Source organism: Bradyrhizobium diazoefficiens (assembly GCF_016612535.1).
Lineage (GTDB): Bacteria > Pseudomonadota > Alphaproteobacteria > Rhizobiales > Xanthobacteraceae > Bradyrhizobium > Bradyrhizobium diazoefficiens_C.
In genome coordinates this window covers 376,076-390,890 of sequence record NZ_JAENXS010000001.1, presented here as the reverse complement: position 1 = coordinate 390,890, position 14,815 = coordinate 376,076, and the positions used below count along the sequence as shown (strand labels likewise).

The following is a 14,815-nucleotide window of genomic DNA, read 5'->3' as shown; positions in this document are numbered from 1 at the left end:
CTCTGCTGTAACGGGGATTCAATGAGGCGGCGGGAGTTCATCGGCATTCTCAGTGGCGCTTTGACGGGGGGTGCTCCCGTGGCGCGGGCACAGCAATCACTAGAAAAGACCATTGCGATGGTCGCTCCCCACCGTTCCGTCGAGGAGCTGAAAAGTCACCCTTACTACCGGGCGTTCATGGATCAATTGAGCCGTCTCGGCTTCGTCGAAGGGCATAACCTGGTTGTTAATCGCTATACTGGAAACAACCAAATGGGCACTTATCGTGACCTCGCGGAAGCTGTGGTTAGCACTAGTCCCGACGCCATCTTATCGGTCGCAAGTCCTTTGGCTTTTGCCTTCAAAGCAGCGACACAGACCATTCCGATTGTCGCGGTTATAGGTGATCCGGTCGCGTCAGGACTTGTATCAAGCTTAGCTAGACCGGGAGGCAATTTGACTGGCGCAACGGTCGACGCTGGTGTGGAGCTTTACGGCAAGCGTCTGGAACTCCTGGTCGAGCTACGGCCTAGTGCGTCGAGAATTGGGTATCTCGCGTCATCTCAGAATTGGAGCACTACCCAAGCTGCGGGCGCAAGGGCGGCTGCGCATCGGTCAAATATTACGCTAACTCATCTGAACCTAGGCGAGACCCTGAGCAAGCCCGCATATCTAGCAGCGTTCGGCTCACTGAAGGGAGCACCCATCGACGGACTCCTGGTGTCGGATGAGCCCGAGCACCTCGAAAACAGCAAGACATTGGTGGATCTTGCAGCGGATGCGCGGACTCCGACGATGTATCCATTTCGCGACCTCGTCGTAGCGGGCGGGTTGATGGCTTACGCGGTCGATTTTATTGAGGTCTTTAGAAGCGCGGGGCGTGAGATGGCTGCTATACTGCGAGGCCAAAGCCCAGCCGAAATTCCGGTTTATGAGCCGACGAAATTTCTGCTCATCATCAATACAAAAGCTGCGCGACGGATAGCGCTTGATCTCTCACCCACCATCCTCGCCAGCGCCGACGAGGTGATCGAATAAGCACGCACTGCTGCGGTGCATGAGTCTGCTGTTGGCCCTTAGCGGAACTGCAAGTCGTTGCCACTGACGTCCGCTTTCGCGGGTAGCGCGGACATGGCCTGCGGTAACCGAAGTCGTCGCATCGGACGTCTCGCGAACGTTGCTCGTGCGCAATGGCGGCTATGCTTTCCGCGCAAACTCCGTCGGCGTCCGCCCCGTCACCTGGCGAAACGCGGCCGAGAACGCCGGCACGCTGGCATAGCCGAGCTGGGTCGCGAGCTGCTTCACCGACACGCTCGTATCCGTCGACAGCCGCTGGATCGCCGCCGCGATGCGGGCGCGCTGGCACCAGCTCTTGAAGCTCAGTTGCGTCTCCGTGGAGAACAGCCGCGACAGCGTGCGCGTGGAGGTTCCGACCTCGCGCGCCAGCGTGTCGATGTCGTGCAGGCCGGTGGGGTCATCGAGCACGATCATCGCGGCGCGCCGGCAGCGGGGCTCGTGCGGCAGCGGCACGAAGGTCGCGGAATCCTCGGCCTGGTGCAATTCCAGCATCACCAGGCGCACCAGCAGCTCGGTGCGTTCCTCGGTGTTGCGGGCATCGAACAGCGCGATGATCGCCTGGTGCAGCAGCGGCGATACCCGCACCACGAATTCCCTGGTCAGTCCCTCATAGCGCTGCTCGCTCTTGAGCCAGGGCAGGTCGAAATACAGCGTACGCATCTCGATGTCGGCGAGCACGTCGATGGCGTGCTCGAGATGAGCCGGCACCCAGACCGCGCGGTCCGGCGGCACCAGCCAGCGTCCCCCGGGCGTGGTCACCTGCATGGTGCCCTTCGCTGCATAGACGAGCTGCGCTTCGCGATGCATGTGCGGATCGAGCCGCAGGCCTTTCGGGTAGTCGCGCGCGACCAGGTGCACCCCCGCGGTCGAGCGGTGGTTGCTCCGGACCTCCCGGATTGGCGTTTCGGCGACAGTCATTGGCAGCATCCCGTCATGCCCAGGACATATAACTCATTTTGGAGCAGGAGAAGATTCGTATGAACAGCCCCAGCCGGGTCATCAGTTTCGTCAACGCGGGCCATTTCATCGACCATTATGCGATGCTGATCTTCGCCGCCGCGGTGATCATCATGGGGCCGGCGCTCGGCATGGCCTATTCGGAACTGCTGCCTTACGCGACGCCGGGTTTCATCGCCTTCGGCGCCGGCTCGCTGCTCACCGGCTGGCTGGGTGACCGCTGGAGCCGCCGCCACATGATGCTGATCTTCTTCATCGGCATCGGCCTGTCCATGATCTCGGTCGGCTTCGTGCAGACCCCGAAGCAACTCGGCGCGGCGCTGTTCGCGATCGGCGTCTTCGCCTCGATCTACCATCCCGTCGGCACCGCGATGATCGTGTCCTATGCCGACCGGCTCGGCCGCGAGATGGGATTGAACGGCGTCTGGGGCAATCTCGGCGTTGCCTCGTCCGCGCTGGTCACCGGCGTGATCGGGCAATATTTCGGCTGGCGCTTGGCCTTCATCGTTCCCGGCATCGTCACCATCCTGATCGGCATCGCCTTCGCGATCATGGTCGTGCATGAGGACCGCAAGGGTTCGAAGCAGGCGGCAGCGCAAGCGCGGGTGGCCAAACAGGACATGTGGCGTGTAGTGCTGTCGCTCTTGATCGTCGTGATCGCGATCTCGACGACCTTCAACGCCGTGACCGTCGCGCTGCCAAAGCTGTTCGCGGAGCGGCTCGCGGACCTGACCAAGAGCCCGGCGCTGCTCGGAATCATCGCGGCCTGCGTCTACGTGTTCGGCGCGATGACACAGTACACGATCGGCCGGCTGCTCGACCGCTATTCGCTGAAGACGGTGGCGCTGCCGCTATCCTTCATGCTGGCGCCGTTCCTTTATCTCGCCGCGAGCCTGTCCAATCTGCCGCTGATTTTGGTTTCGATCGGCATCGTCATGGGCGCGTTCGGACAGGTCACGGTCAACGACGCCATGGTCGGAAAATACACCAGCGAGGAATGGCGCTCGCGCGCCTATGCGGTCCGCTATTTCATCGGCTTCACCGCCGCCGGCGCCTCGGTAGGCTTGGTTGCCTGGCTCTACGAGCAGGGCGGCTTCGTCACCATGCTGCACGCCTTTGCCGCGCTCTGCCTGCTCGCGATTGCGGCGGCGATCATCCTGCCGCGCGAGATCCGGACACCGCAGGTGGCGTAATGCCGGAAAGGCGGAGGGACGTCGCGGCGCGTCGCGCACGCCACCCATGATGCCATTATGCCGGTGTTTTGCCCGACGGAGCAAGTGATTTCGGTAAGACCGAAATTTCTCGAGCTTGTTCAACGCCATCTCTACTGTGCATGGGGTTGTTTTCGCGCTCTTTGCCTTCGCCCCCTTAAGCCCGCCGCTAAGCGGGGGAACCCACTCGGCCTCCCGCGGGTTCTACTGTCTCGCCACCGACATCTCGCCGGGGCGGATCAAGGGGGAAAGACACCCGCATGCAGTGGAGCCTGCTCCGACCGGTCGGCCTTGTCCCCACAGCGCTTGTCCTCACCACCATTGCGGCCGCTGCCGAGGGCGGCAAATCCACCGGGCCGTCCGAATTCCTGCTGGTGGCGCAGACCGTGCTGCTGATCGCGGTGGGCCGCGGTCTCGGCGAGATCATGCAGCGCATCGGCCAGCCCTCGGTGATCGGCGAATTGCTCGCCGGCATCTTGCTCGGGCCGTCGCTGTTCGGCTGGATCTGGCCGGACGCGCAGCACGCGATCTTCCCGAAGACCCCCGAGCAGAAGGCGATGATCGACGGCATCGCCCAGTTCGGCATCCTGCTGCTGTTGCTGCTCACGGGGATGGAGACCGATCTCAAGCTGGTCAAGAAGGTCGGCAAGGCGGCGATCGCGATCTCGATCGCCGGCATCCTCGTGCCCTTCGCCTGCGGCTTTGCGTTGGGTGAGTTCCTGCCGGATGCGCTATTGCCCAAACCCGAGCAGCGCCTGGTGGCGTCGCTGTTCATGGGCACGGCGCTGTCGATCTCCTCGGTGAAGATCGTCGCCGTGGTCGTGCGCGAGATGAATTTCATGCGCCGCAATGTCGGGCAGATCATCGTGGCGACTGCCGTCATCGACGATACCATCGGCTGGATCATCATCGCCGTCATCTTCAGCCTCGCCTCGCAGGGCACGTTGGATGTCGCCTCGGTGGCGAAGGCCGTGCTGGGCACGCTGGCCTTCCTCGCCATCAGCTTCACCATCGGCCGGCGGCTGGTGTTCCAACTGATCCGCTGGGCCAACGACAACCTCGTCAGCTCCGCGGCGGTCGTCACCGTGATCCTGCTGTTGATGGGCGTGATGGCGCTGATCACGCATTTGATCGGCGTCCACACCGTGCTCGGCGCTTTCGTCGCCGGCATCCTGGTCGGGGAGTCGCCGATCCTGACACGGCAGATCGACGAGCGCCTGCGCGGCCTGATCTCGAGCTTCTTCATGCCGGTGTTCTTCGGTCTCGCCGGCCTCAGCGCCGATCTTTCGGTGCTGCGCGATCCCAACCTGCTGATGCTCACCGGCCTGCTGGTCGTGATCGCCAGCGTCGGCAAGTTCGGCGGCGCTTTTGTCGGCGGCACGCTGGGCGGCTTGAACAGGCGCGAGTCGCTCGCGCTCGCGAGCGGCATGAATGCGCGCGGCTCCACCGAGGTGATCATTGCCACCATCGGCCTGTCCATCGGTGTGCTCAGCCAGAACCTGTTCACGATGATCGTGACCATGGCGATCGTGACCACGATGGCGATGCCGCCGATGCTGCGCGCGGCACTGGCCGGGCTGCCGATGAACGAGGAGGAGAAGGAGCGGCTGGAGCGGGAGGAGTTCGAGAGGCGCGGCTTTGTCGCCAATCTCGAGCGCCCCCTGCTGGCGGTCGACGAAAGCGTCAACGCCACCTTCGCTTCGCACATTGCGGGCCTGATCGCCGGCATGCGCGGTTTTCCGGTGACCGTGCTGCATATCGGCAAGGGCGCCAAGGAGCAGGTGAAGGGTCGCGATGAGAAAGAGAGCCACGAAGCCGTGGTGAAGAAGGCCGCCGAAACCGTCTCCGCCAATAGCGATGAAGATACCGGCAGCGTCGATGTCGTCACTCGTGCCCGGCGCGCGGAGCTTGGCGAGACCATCGCCGACGAAGCGCGCAAGGGTTTTGACCTGCTCGTCATCGGCGTCGACAAGGTCACCGCGAGCAAGGATCGCTTCGATCGGAAGATCGAGGACATCGCCGCAAAATTCGATGGCCCACTCGCGATCGTCGCGGCCAAGGGCAAGCATCTGAAGCAACCGCTGCCCGAGGCGCTCGACATCCTCGTCCCGGTCTCCGGCAGCGGCGTCTCCAAGCGCGGCGCCGAGATCGCGGTCGCGCTGACGCAGGCCGGATCAGGCTCGCTGCGGGTGATCTATGTCGCGACGACGCGGGACAAGGGCGCCCAGCGCGGCGCCTCTCGCGGTCTTAGCCAGGAGACCGGCATCCTGAAAGACGCCAGCGATCTCGCCGCCCGCTATGACGTCGACATCACCACCACGCTGCGCGTGAACCGGGCACCGGAGGCCGCGATCCTGCGCGAGATCGACACCACCGACGTCGATCTCGTCGTCATGGGCGTCGACCGCATCCAGGGCGACCATCTCTCCTTCGGCGGCGTCGCCGACGCCGTGCTCAGGCAGTCGAAGGTCTCAGTGCTGCTGGTGTCGAGCGGCGAGGCGCGGCAGGCGTCCACCGAGCAGGCCTAGGACTTCACCTCCGCGGCTGGCTGCGCCTTCGACTTCTTGCGCGATTCAAGCCAGTTCTCGAAGCGCTGCACCACCACGAAGAAGGCCGGCACGAACAGCACCGCGAGGCAGGTCGAGGCCAGCATGCCCGAGAACACCGTGATGCCGATCGACTTGCGGGCGCTGGCGCCGGCGCCGGTCGCGATCACCAGCGGCACCACGCCGAGGATGAAGGCGAACGACGTCATCAGGATCGGGCGGAAGCGGGCGCGCGCCGCCTCGATCGCACTTTCCAGCACCGGCTTGCCGTCGCGGCCGTGCAGCTCGAGCGCGACCTCGACGATCAGGATGGCGTTCTTGGCCGACAGCGCGATCAGCAGGATCAGGCCGATCTGGCAATAGAGGTTGTTGTCGATCTTCAACCCGGAGAGGATCAGCATCGGCCCGAGCAGCGACAGCGGCACCGCGAGGATCACCGAGATCGGTGCGTACCAGCTCTCGTACTGGCCGGCGAGCACCAGATAGACCAGCAGCATCGCAAGGCCGAACACCCAGTAGATCTGGTTGGAGACCGCCTTCTCCTGATACGACATCGCGGTCCATTCGAAGCCGGTGCCCGGCGGCAGGGTCTTGTCGCCAATCTCCTCCATCAGCTTCAGCGACTGCCCGGACGAATAGCCCTGCGCCGGCAGCCCGACGATGGTCGAGGACGGATAGAGGTTGTAGAGGCTGATCAGCGACGGGCCGGTGACCGGCGTGATCTTGGCGACGGTGCCGATCGGGACCATGTCGCCATTCTGGTTGCGCACCTGCATGTTGGCGATGTCGCGCTCGGTGACGCGGAACGCCGGATCGGCCTGGGTGTAGACCTGGAACACGCGGCCGAACTTGTTGAACTGGTTGACGTAGGACGAGCCGAGATAGGTCGACAGCGCGGAGAAGACGGCGTCCGTGGTCACGTGCAGGGTCTGGGTCTTGACGCGGTCGATCTCGACGTTGAATTGCGGCACCGACGAGCGGAACGAGGAGGAGACGCGCTGCAGCGCGCTCTGGCTCTGGGCGTTTGAGACCATCGCGCCGGTGATGGCTTGCAGCTTGCCGAAATCGCTGTTGCCGTCGCGCAGCTCGACCTGCATCGAGAAGCCGGCTGCGTTGCCGATGCCCTGGATCGGCGGTGGCGGCAGCACCAGCGTGCGCGCCTCCATGATGGTCGCAAGCTTGTCGTTGAGCCCGTAGACCAGCGAGCGCAGATCCTCGCCGGGGCCTTTGCGCGCCTCCCAGTCCTTCAGGATGATGTAGGCGACGCCGGCATTGGCAAGGCTCGCGCTGCTGTCGAGCGCGGAGATGCCGGCGATGGTGATGACCTGCTGGACGCCCGGCGTCTCCTTGATGAGCTCGCTCGCTTTGTCGAGCACGGTCTGGGTCCGCTCGAGCGAGGCGCCGTCGGGGAGTTGCACGGCGGCGATCAGATAGCCCTGGTCTTCGATCGGCAGGAAGCCGGTCGGCACCCGCGACAGGCCATAGCCGCCGATCCCGATCAGCACCAATGCAATCGCGACCGAGACCGTGGCGTGCCGGCACAGGAAGCCGATCCCGGCCACATAGCGACGCTCGAGCCGGCCATAGACGTTGTTGAAGCCGCGGTAGAAGAAGTTGCGTTGCTCCGGCGGCACCGCCGGCCGCAGCCACAGCGCGCACTGCGTCGGCTTCAAGGTCGCAGCGTTGATGGCTGACAACAGCGCGGTCGCCGCGATCACCAGCGCAAATTGCGAGTAGATCCGCCCGGTGAGGCCGGCGAGGAACGAGGCCGGCAAAAACACCGAGATCAGCACCAAAGTAATGCCGACGATCGGCGCGAACAGCTGGTCCATCGCCTTGATCGCGGCGTCGTGGCCGTTCATGCCCTGCTCGATATTGTGGGCAGCGCCTTCGACCACGACGATGGCATCGTCGACGACGATGCCGATCGCCAGCACGATCGCAAACAGCGTCGACATGTTGATGGTGAAGCCAAGCGCTGCCATCGCGGCGAAGGCGCCGATGATGGTGACAGGCACCGTGGTCGCCGGCACCAGCATCGCGCGCCAGTCCTGCAGGAACACCAGAATGACGACCAGCACGAGCAGGCCGGCCTCGATCAGCGTCATGTAGACCTCGTGCACCGAGGCCTCCACAAACTTCGTGGTGTCGAACGGCGTGTCGTATTTGATGCCTTCCGGAAAGCGCTTGGCGAGCTCCGTCATCTTCTTCTCGACGGCCCGCTCGACCTCAAGCGCGTTGGCACCGGGCGACTGGAATACGCCGATGCCGACCGCGGGCTGTTTGTTCAGAGAGAAGATCTGGCTGTAGGTCTGCGCACCGAGCTCTACCCAGCCGACGTCGCGCACGCGCGTGACGTCGCCGCTGGTGCCGGTCTTGACGATGATGTTCTCGAACTGGCTGGTGTCGTCGAGCCGGCCGTTGACGTTGAGCGTGTACTGGAAGGCCTGTCCCGGCGGCGTCGGCGGCGCGCCGACTTGTCCTGCGGAAACCTGCTGGCTTTGCTGCTGGATCGCCTGGATGACGTCCTGCGGCACCAATCCTCGCGCCTGCAGCTTGTTCGGATCGAGCCAGATCCGCATCGAATACTGACCGGCGCCGAACACCGTGACGTTGCCGACGCCGGGCAGGCGCGACAGCTCGTCGCGCAGATTGATGGTAGCGTAGTTGCTCAGATACAGACTGTCGAACCTGGAATCCGGCGAGGTCAGCGTCACGAACAAGAGGATCGAGGTCGACTTCTTCTGGACGGTGACGCCCTGGTTCTGCACCGATGCCGGCAGTTGCGACAGCGCGCTGGACACGCGGTTCTGCACCAGCACCTGCGCGAAGTTGAGGTCGGTGCCGATCTTGAAGGTCACGGTCAGCGTATAGGTGCCGTCGGAGCCGCTGTAGGACTGCATGTAGAGCATGTCCTCGACGCCGTTGACCTGCTGCTCAATCGGCAGCGCCACCGTGTCGATCACGGTCTTGGCGCTGGCGCCGGGATAGCGTGTGGTCACCTGGACCGTCGGCGGCACCACGTCCGGATATTGCGCGATCGCGAGGTTGAACAACGACACGCCGCCGATCAGGATCATCAGCAGGGCGATGACGTTCGACAGGACGGGCCGCTCGATGAAGAATTTGGAGATCATGACCGGCGGCCCCTTACTTGGCTGATGCCTGCGGCTGCTCGATCTTGGTTTGCTGCGGGTCGATCTTCTGGCCCGGGATCACCCGCAAGAGCCCCGCGATGACGACGCGGTCGTCCGGCTTCAGGCCGGTTTCGATGACGCGCAGGCCGTTGTCGACAGCCCCAATCTGCACCTTGCGCTGCTCGACCGCGTTGTCCTTGTTGGCCACCAAGAGATAGCGGCCGCCCTGGTCGCTACCGAGCGCGGTGTCGGGGACGAGAAGGGCGTTCTTGTCCTGGTCGAACGGCACGCGGACGCGGACGAAATAGCCGGGCAGCAGCACCCGCTTGTCGTTGGGCACGAGGCCGCGCACCGCGAGCGTTCCCGTCGATGAATTGATGGTCGGCGCGACATAGTCGAGGTGGCCTTCGTGCGGATAGCCGGTCTCGGTCTGGAGGCCCACCTGAATTGGGAATTGCTTGAGATCGACGGCGGTCAGCCCGCGCCGTTGCGCTTCGGCCCGGATGCGCAGCACATCCTGCTCGTTGACAGTGAAGTTCACATAGACCGGATCCATCGCGACGATGGTCGCGAGCTGGGTTGGCGAAGCGACGCCGACGAGCTCGCCGATCGAGACCATGTGGGCGCTGACGATGCCGTCGAACGGAGCGCTCACCTTGGTGTAGCCGTAATTGACCTCGGCAATCCTGGTATTGGCCTGGGCCTGCTGAAGATTGGCCTGGGCGTTGTCGCGGGTCGAGGTCGAGGTGTCGAGCGTGGCCTGCGACACAGCCTGCCGCTGCACGAGGTCGCTTTGCCGCTTGAAATCGGCCTCCGCCTGCCGGAGCGAGGCCTGTGCACCGGCCTCGGCGGCCTGCGCCTGGTCGAGCTTCAGCTTGTAGGTCTCGGGCTCGATCGTGAACAGCTGGGTGCCCTGTTTCACGAAGGTGCCGTCCGTATAGTCGATCGATTGCAGGAAGCCTTGGACGCGGGCCACGAGATCGACGCTCTTGATCGGCGCGGTGTTGCCGGTGGCCTCGACATAGCGCGTCACCGGGCGCTGCACGGGCGTGGCGACGTCCACCTTGGGCGGCGGCGGAGCCACGAAGGTGTTCTTGTCCTCGCAGCCGGCGAGTGCGGCCACGGCCGCCGTCGCCGCCAGCGTCAGACCGATATGTCTCCACTGTCCGTAGTGTCGAGCGGGACGAGCCGGATTCGTGCAGGTCATTCGATGGCCCCGATTTGCGGTCTGTCGGTGCGGCACGCTAGCAACAAATGGCCGGGCGTGGAACACCATAGCCATGGCAGTCACAGGCCCTGCACTGCAAGCGGACTGAGGTTTGTCGTGAGAAGCCGCTTTTCACGGAGCGCATGATCGGCCAGAATTGGCCGAAGGCCGCGCGATGGGCGCGAGACGGACGGAATGAAGCGGACACAAAAGAAGAAATGTGAGGAGCCAATGACATGCCAACGTCACTCTGGTCGGCCTGCGCCGGCCTCGCTCTTGCGGCATTGGTCGCTATGCCCGCGCTAGCCGATGGCCTGAAGGACGAAATCGCGCCAACAGGCAAGCTGCGGGTCGCGATCGCGATCAGCCCGGCGGGCGGCGCGTTCTGGTCGACCAAGACCGAAACAGGCTACGCCGGCGTCCCCGTCGATCTCGGCAAGGAGATGGCCGCCCAGCTCGGCGTCGGCGTCGAATATGTGGTGCATCAGAATTCCGGGCAGATCACCGATGCGGCCGGTAAAGGCACCTGGGATGTCACCTGGTTACCGAAAGATCCCGAGCGCGAGACCAAGATGATGTTCGGTCCGATCTACGAGGTCGCGGACGCCACTTACATCGTCAAGGCGGGTTCGAGCGTCACCAACTTCGCCACGCTCGACCAGCCCGGCATCAAGGTCGCGGCCGTCAACGCCACGACCACGATGCGGGGCGCCGTTGCCCATCTGAAGAATGCGAAGGTCACGGGCTATCAAACCTATGACGAAATATTCGCGCTTCTGAAGAGCGGCGAGATCGACGCCTTCGCGCTGTCGCGCGACCAGCTCAACAAGATGGCGGAGAAGATCCCGGGGACAAAGGTGCTGGACGAGACGTTCAAGAAGACGGTGACGGCCATCGCGGTCCCGCTCGGCCACAGCCAGTCGCTTGCCTTCGTCACAAAATTCATGAACGACGCCGTGACCAACGGCACCCTGCGCAAGGCCTATGATCATAACGGGCTGAAGGACGCGCCGATCCGCACCGAATAGGTTCGTCCTTTGCCGGCCACATTGGATTTCAAGCGGGCGCATATGCTTGGAGGTTGGGTTGCAGCCTCGCGCTCGCGATCTTCACCCGCGGCTCCGATGTCGGCCGCAATCAGCTCAGGTCCTGGTCGTTCTCGACCGAGGCGCATTGGCTGCGCGACAATGGATTTGCGGTGCTGGCGCTGATGCGTCGGCCGCCAAGGTCCCGCAGCTCTGGCTCTATGCCGATAGCGACCGCCTCTACAAGGAAGATCTCATCCGCGAATATCACCAGGCGTTTGTAGCCGCCGGCGGCAACACGCGCTTCGAGCTGCTTCACGGCGTCCCCGACGACGGCCATTTGCTGCGGCTTTATCCTGACCGGTGGCGAGCGGCCGCCGACGAATTCCTGGCCTCGCTCGACCGGCAACATTAGCGAGATTTGTTTTTGTTCGACAAAAAACAACCGGCGCGATTGCGCAACAATTCCGGAGCCTTCGATCTTTGTGTTCCGAGCAACCGTGCAAACGGTCTCTTGCGTCAAACTGACACAGACCTGTCACCGACCGTGTTTAGAATATTTCTGCTCAAAAACATTCTTACTTCCTTCCGGGGCGTCAAAAAATGAAATCCAAATTCCTGACGACAGCTGCGATTTTCGCGGCTGCGACGACACTTGCGTGTGCCATTCCGGTGCTCGCCAATGATCGCGACCACGATCGCGATCATCATGCGCATAACCTTCACACGGAAACGCCGATCAAGCATCTCGTGGTGCTCTTCAACGAGAACCGCTCGTTCGATCATTACTTCGCGACCTATCCGAAAGCGGGCAATCCATCTGGATCGATTGCCTTCGTGCCGAAGCCGCATACGCCGAAGGTGAACAACCTCGCCAACGCCAACCTGCTGACCAACAACCCGAACACCAACGCGGCCAACGGCGACGGCGCGACGGATCCGTTCCGTCTCGACCGCACCCAGGCCAACACGCAGTCCCAGAACCACGCCTATACTGCGGAACAGCAGGCCTATGACAACGGCAAGGCTGATCTGTTCCCGAAATATACCGGGCGCGGCACGTCGGGCGGCGTCGGGGCCTTCGGCACCACCGGCCAGGTCATGGGCTATTTCGACGGCAACACGACCACCGCGTTGTGGAACTACGCGCAGAACTTTTCGATGAGCGACAACGCCTACACCGACACCTATGGTCCGTCGACGGTCGGCGCGCTCAATGTGATTTCGGGCCAGACCAATGGCGCGGTGGCGGTGGTCGGCAATTCGACTTCCAACATCATCTCCGACGGCCAGGGCGGCCTGACGGTGATCGGCGACCCCGGTCCGGGCTATGATCCTTGCAGCACCCCGGGCTATACGACGCAGGTCACCATGACCGGCAAGAACATCGGCGATCTGCTCAATGATGCCGGCATCAGCTGGGGCTCGTTCATGGGCGGCTTCGATCTGTCGGTGACAAACACGAACACCACGACCGGTTGCGCGCGCAGCACGTTCTCGACCGTCACCGGCGGCACCAAGGCGGACTATGTTCCGCATCACGCCTGGTTCCAATACTACAAGTCGACCGCCAATTGGACCCATGCGCGGCCGAGTTCGGTTGACGCGATCGGCCACACCTACGAAGCGGACGGCAAGACCGCCGATCCCGCCAATCACGGCTACGATCTCGAGGATTTCTATGCGGCCGTGAAGGCAGGCAATTTCCCGGCAGTGTCCTACGTCAAGCTGCCGGCCTACCAGGATGGCCACGCCGGCTATTCCGATCCTCTCGACGAGCAGCAGGGAACGGTCGACCTGATCAACTTCCTCCAGACGCGGCCCGAATGGCGTGACACGGCCGTCATCATCACCTACGACGACTCCGACGGCTGGTACGATCACGCTTACGCCAAGCCGACCAGCGCCTCCTATGACTCGACCGCTGATCAACTCAACGGCCCCGGCCTGTGCGGTCGCGGCGTCGCCAAGCAGCCTCAACTGAAAGGCGTCGGCGGCAATCCGGTGAACGGCCGTTGTGGTCCTGCCACCCGCGTGCCTTTCATCGTGATCTCGCCCTATGCCAAGACCAACTTCGTCAGTCATACCGCCATTTCGCAGGCTTCGGTGGTGCGGTTCATCGAGGACAATTGGCTGAAGGGCAAGCGTCTTGGCGGCGGCTCGTTCGACGCCACCACCGGATCGATCATGGACCTGTTCGACTTCGACCAGGACCACAGCCACGATTTCCGGACCGACGCGCTGTTCCTCGATCCGACCTCTGGCACGGTCGTTGTCAGCCCGCCGGACGAGCACCACCACCACCACCACTAGTCCAACGGGACCTTATTATGCACAGCCGCACTTTGTGGCTCCTCGGCGCCGGCCTGCTCTCGCTGGCCGGCGCTGTCTTTGCGGTCGAGACGCAGGGGCTGGCCGAGGCGACTCCGTCGGGCGTCAATCCGAACCCGGTTCATCTCTATCGTCCGCCAGTCGCGCCACTGTCCGCGATGGCTCTCCTCGGCAAGGAGATTTTTTACGATACCTCTCTCTCGTCCTCAGGCAGGCTCTCTTGCGCGTCCTGCCACAGCCCGGATCACGCCTACGGCCCGCCTAATGACGGACCGGTGATGCTCGGCGGCGCCACGCTGTCGCAGCAAGGCGCACGCGCGGTGCCGTCGCTGACCTATCTTGAGCGCCAGCCGAATTTCAGCATCGGCCCCGACAAGGGCGACGACGACAATATCATTGACCTCGCGCAGATGGCCGCGCTCGGTCAGCGGGCCGCGCGCACGACCAAGACCGCGGGCGGCACTGGCGCGTCGGCGAACATCGTGCCGCAGGGCGGCCTGTTCTGGGACGGTCGCGCCGATACGCTTCAGGGCCAGGCGCTGTTTCCGCTGCTCGATCCCAACGAGATGGACGGCGGCAGGGTCGAGATCGTTGTGGACAAGCTGCGCCGTGCACCTTACGTCCAGCGCTTCGTCGAGTTGTTCGGCGCGGGTGTACTCAAAAACCAGCGGCTCCTGATCGCGGAGGCGATGTTTGCCGTCGCGCGCTACCAGGTTGAAGAGCAGAGCTTCCATCCCTACAGCAGCAAGTATGACTACTGGCTTGAAGGTAAGGCGCGGCTGTCCGAGAGCGAACTGCGCGGCCTGCAATTGTTCAACGATCCCGACAAGGCCAATTGCGCCGGCTGCCACATCTCAGCGCCGACCCGCGACAGCCTGCCGCCGCTCTTCACCGACCACCAGTACGAGGCGCTCGGCGCGCCGCGCAATGCCGCGCTCGCCGGCAATCGCGAGCCGAATTATTTCGATCTCGGCGTCTGCGGCCCGCAACGCACCGACGTCGCGGAACAGACGCAATATTGCGGCATGTTCCTGACGCCGACGCTGCGCAACACCGCGACCCGCCACGCCTTCTTCCACAACGGCGTTTTCAGCACCCTCGAACAGGTGATGGATTTCTACAATTTCCGCGACACAGATCCAGAAAAGGTGTTCGCGCATGCTGCCGACGGCACGGCGCAGAAATACGACGATTTGCCGCAAAAGTATCACGCCAATGTCGACGTGACCGATCCGCCCTTCGATCGTCACCTCGGCGACAAGCCGGCGATGACAGATCAGGATATGACTGACATCATCGCGTTCCTGAAGACGCTGACGGACGGCTACAAGGTGGAGAACTAGAA

10 protein-coding genes are annotated in these 14,815 nt (G+C 63.4%); 6 read left to right on the top strand and 4 right to left on the bottom strand.

All coding sequences use genetic code 11. The features are described 5' to 3' along the window. The first annotated feature begins 78 nt into the window (after positions 1 to 78). Positions 79 to 1,017: an ABC transporter substrate-binding protein gene (locus tag JJE66_RS01850; protein ID WP_200512432.1), complete on the top strand. Its 939-nt coding sequence runs from the start codon at positions 79 to 81 to the stop codon at positions 1,015 to 1,017. Between the two features lie 159 nt (positions 1,018 to 1,176). Here JJE66_RS01850 and JJE66_RS01845 read toward each other — a convergent pair whose 3' ends face one another. After that, positions 1,177 to 1,974, bottom strand: coding sequence for a helix-turn-helix transcriptional regulator (locus JJE66_RS01845; RefSeq protein ID WP_200512431.1), 798 nt, complete (start codon positions 1,972 to 1,974; stop codon positions 1,177 to 1,179). Between the two features lie 59 nt (positions 1,975 to 2,033). Here JJE66_RS01845 and JJE66_RS01840 point away from each other — a divergent pair, with 59 nt between their 5' ends. Together JJE66_RS01840 and JJE66_RS01835 are read left to right on the top strand one after the other, a co-directional pair. Next, positions 2,034 to 3,206, top strand: coding sequence for an MFS transporter (locus JJE66_RS01840; protein ID WP_200512430.1), 1,173 nt, complete (start codon positions 2,034 to 2,036; stop codon positions 3,204 to 3,206). Positions 3,207 to 3,484: 278 nt separating this feature from the next. Then, positions 3,485 to 5,752 (top strand): cation:proton antiporter, encoded by a 2,268-nt coding sequence (locus JJE66_RS01835; protein ID WP_200512429.1) that lies wholly within the window; start codon positions 3,485 to 3,487, stop codon positions 5,750 to 5,752. On the opposite strand, the gene JJE66_RS01830 is transcribed toward JJE66_RS01835, so the two are convergent. Both JJE66_RS01830 and JJE66_RS01825 read right to left on the bottom strand, forming a co-directional pair. Next, positions 5,749 to 8,907, bottom strand: a complete 3,159-nt coding sequence (locus JJE66_RS01830) for an efflux RND transporter permease subunit (protein WP_200512428.1) — start codon at positions 8,905 to 8,907, stop codon at positions 5,749 to 5,751. The two genes, JJE66_RS01835 and JJE66_RS01830, sit on opposite strands and share 4 nt — an antisense overlap. Positions 8,908 to 8,920: 13 nt before the next feature. Beyond that, on the bottom strand, positions 8,921 to 10,114 hold the full coding sequence (locus tag JJE66_RS01825) for an efflux RND transporter periplasmic adaptor subunit (protein ID WP_200512427.1): 1,194 nt from the start codon (positions 10,112 to 10,114) through the stop codon (positions 8,921 to 8,923). 236 nt (positions 10,115 to 10,350) lie between these two features. Here JJE66_RS01825 and JJE66_RS01820 point away from each other — a divergent pair, with 236 nt between their 5' ends. Next, positions 10,351 to 11,142: an ABC transporter substrate-binding protein gene (locus tag JJE66_RS01820; RefSeq protein WP_200512426.1), complete on the top strand. Its 792-nt coding sequence runs from the start codon at positions 10,351 to 10,353 to the stop codon at positions 11,140 to 11,142. Between the two features lie 109 nt (positions 11,143 to 11,251). Here JJE66_RS01820 and JJE66_RS01815 read toward each other — a convergent pair whose 3' ends face one another. After that, entirely contained in the window at positions 11,252 to 11,662 is a 411-nt protein-coding gene (locus JJE66_RS01815) for a hypothetical protein (RefSeq protein WP_200512425.1), read from the bottom strand. An 80-nt stretch (positions 11,663 to 11,742) separates the two neighbouring features. On the opposite strand from JJE66_RS01815, the gene JJE66_RS01810 reads away from it, so the two are divergent. Next, entirely contained in the window at positions 11,743 to 13,452 is a 1,710-nt protein-coding gene (locus JJE66_RS01810; protein WP_200512424.1) for a phospholipase C, read from the top strand. A 17-nt stretch (positions 13,453 to 13,469) separates the two neighbouring features. Continuing rightward, the gene (locus JJE66_RS01805) at positions 13,470 to 14,813 is read left to right on the top strand and encodes a cytochrome-c peroxidase (protein WP_200512423.1); all 1,344 of its coding nucleotides are present in this window, start codon (positions 13,470 to 13,472) and stop codon (positions 14,811 to 14,813) included. Positions 14,814 to 14,815 lie beyond the last annotated feature (2 nt).

Excerpts from the sequence above, each read along its gene's own strand:
- JJE66_RS01825 (WP_200512427.1), bottom strand. The coding sequence starts at position 10,114 with ATGACCTGCACGAATCCGGCTCGTCCCGCTCGACACTACGGACAGTGG.
- JJE66_RS01820 (WP_200512426.1), top strand. The coding sequence starts at position 10,351 with ATGCCAACGTCACTCTGGTCGGCCTGCGCCGGCCTCGCTCTTGCGGCA.
- JJE66_RS01830 (WP_200512428.1), bottom strand. The coding sequence starts at position 8,907 with ATGATCTCCAAATTCTTCATCGAGCGGCCCGTCCTGTCGAACGTCATC.
- JJE66_RS01840 (WP_200512430.1), top strand. The coding sequence starts at position 2,034 with ATGAACAGCCCCAGCCGGGTCATCAGTTTCGTCAACGCGGGCCATTTC.
- JJE66_RS01810 (WP_200512424.1), top strand. The coding sequence starts at position 11,743 with ATGAAATCCAAATTCCTGACGACAGCTGCGATTTTCGCGGCTGCGACG.
- JJE66_RS01845 (WP_200512431.1), bottom strand. The coding sequence starts at position 1,974 with ATGACTGTCGCCGAAACGCCAATCCGGGAGGTCCGGAGCAACCACCGC.
- JJE66_RS01835 (WP_200512429.1), top strand. The coding sequence starts at position 3,485 with ATGCAGTGGAGCCTGCTCCGACCGGTCGGCCTTGTCCCCACAGCGCTT.
- JJE66_RS01805 (WP_200512423.1), top strand. The coding sequence starts at position 13,470 with ATGCACAGCCGCACTTTGTGGCTCCTCGGCGCCGGCCTGCTCTCGCTG.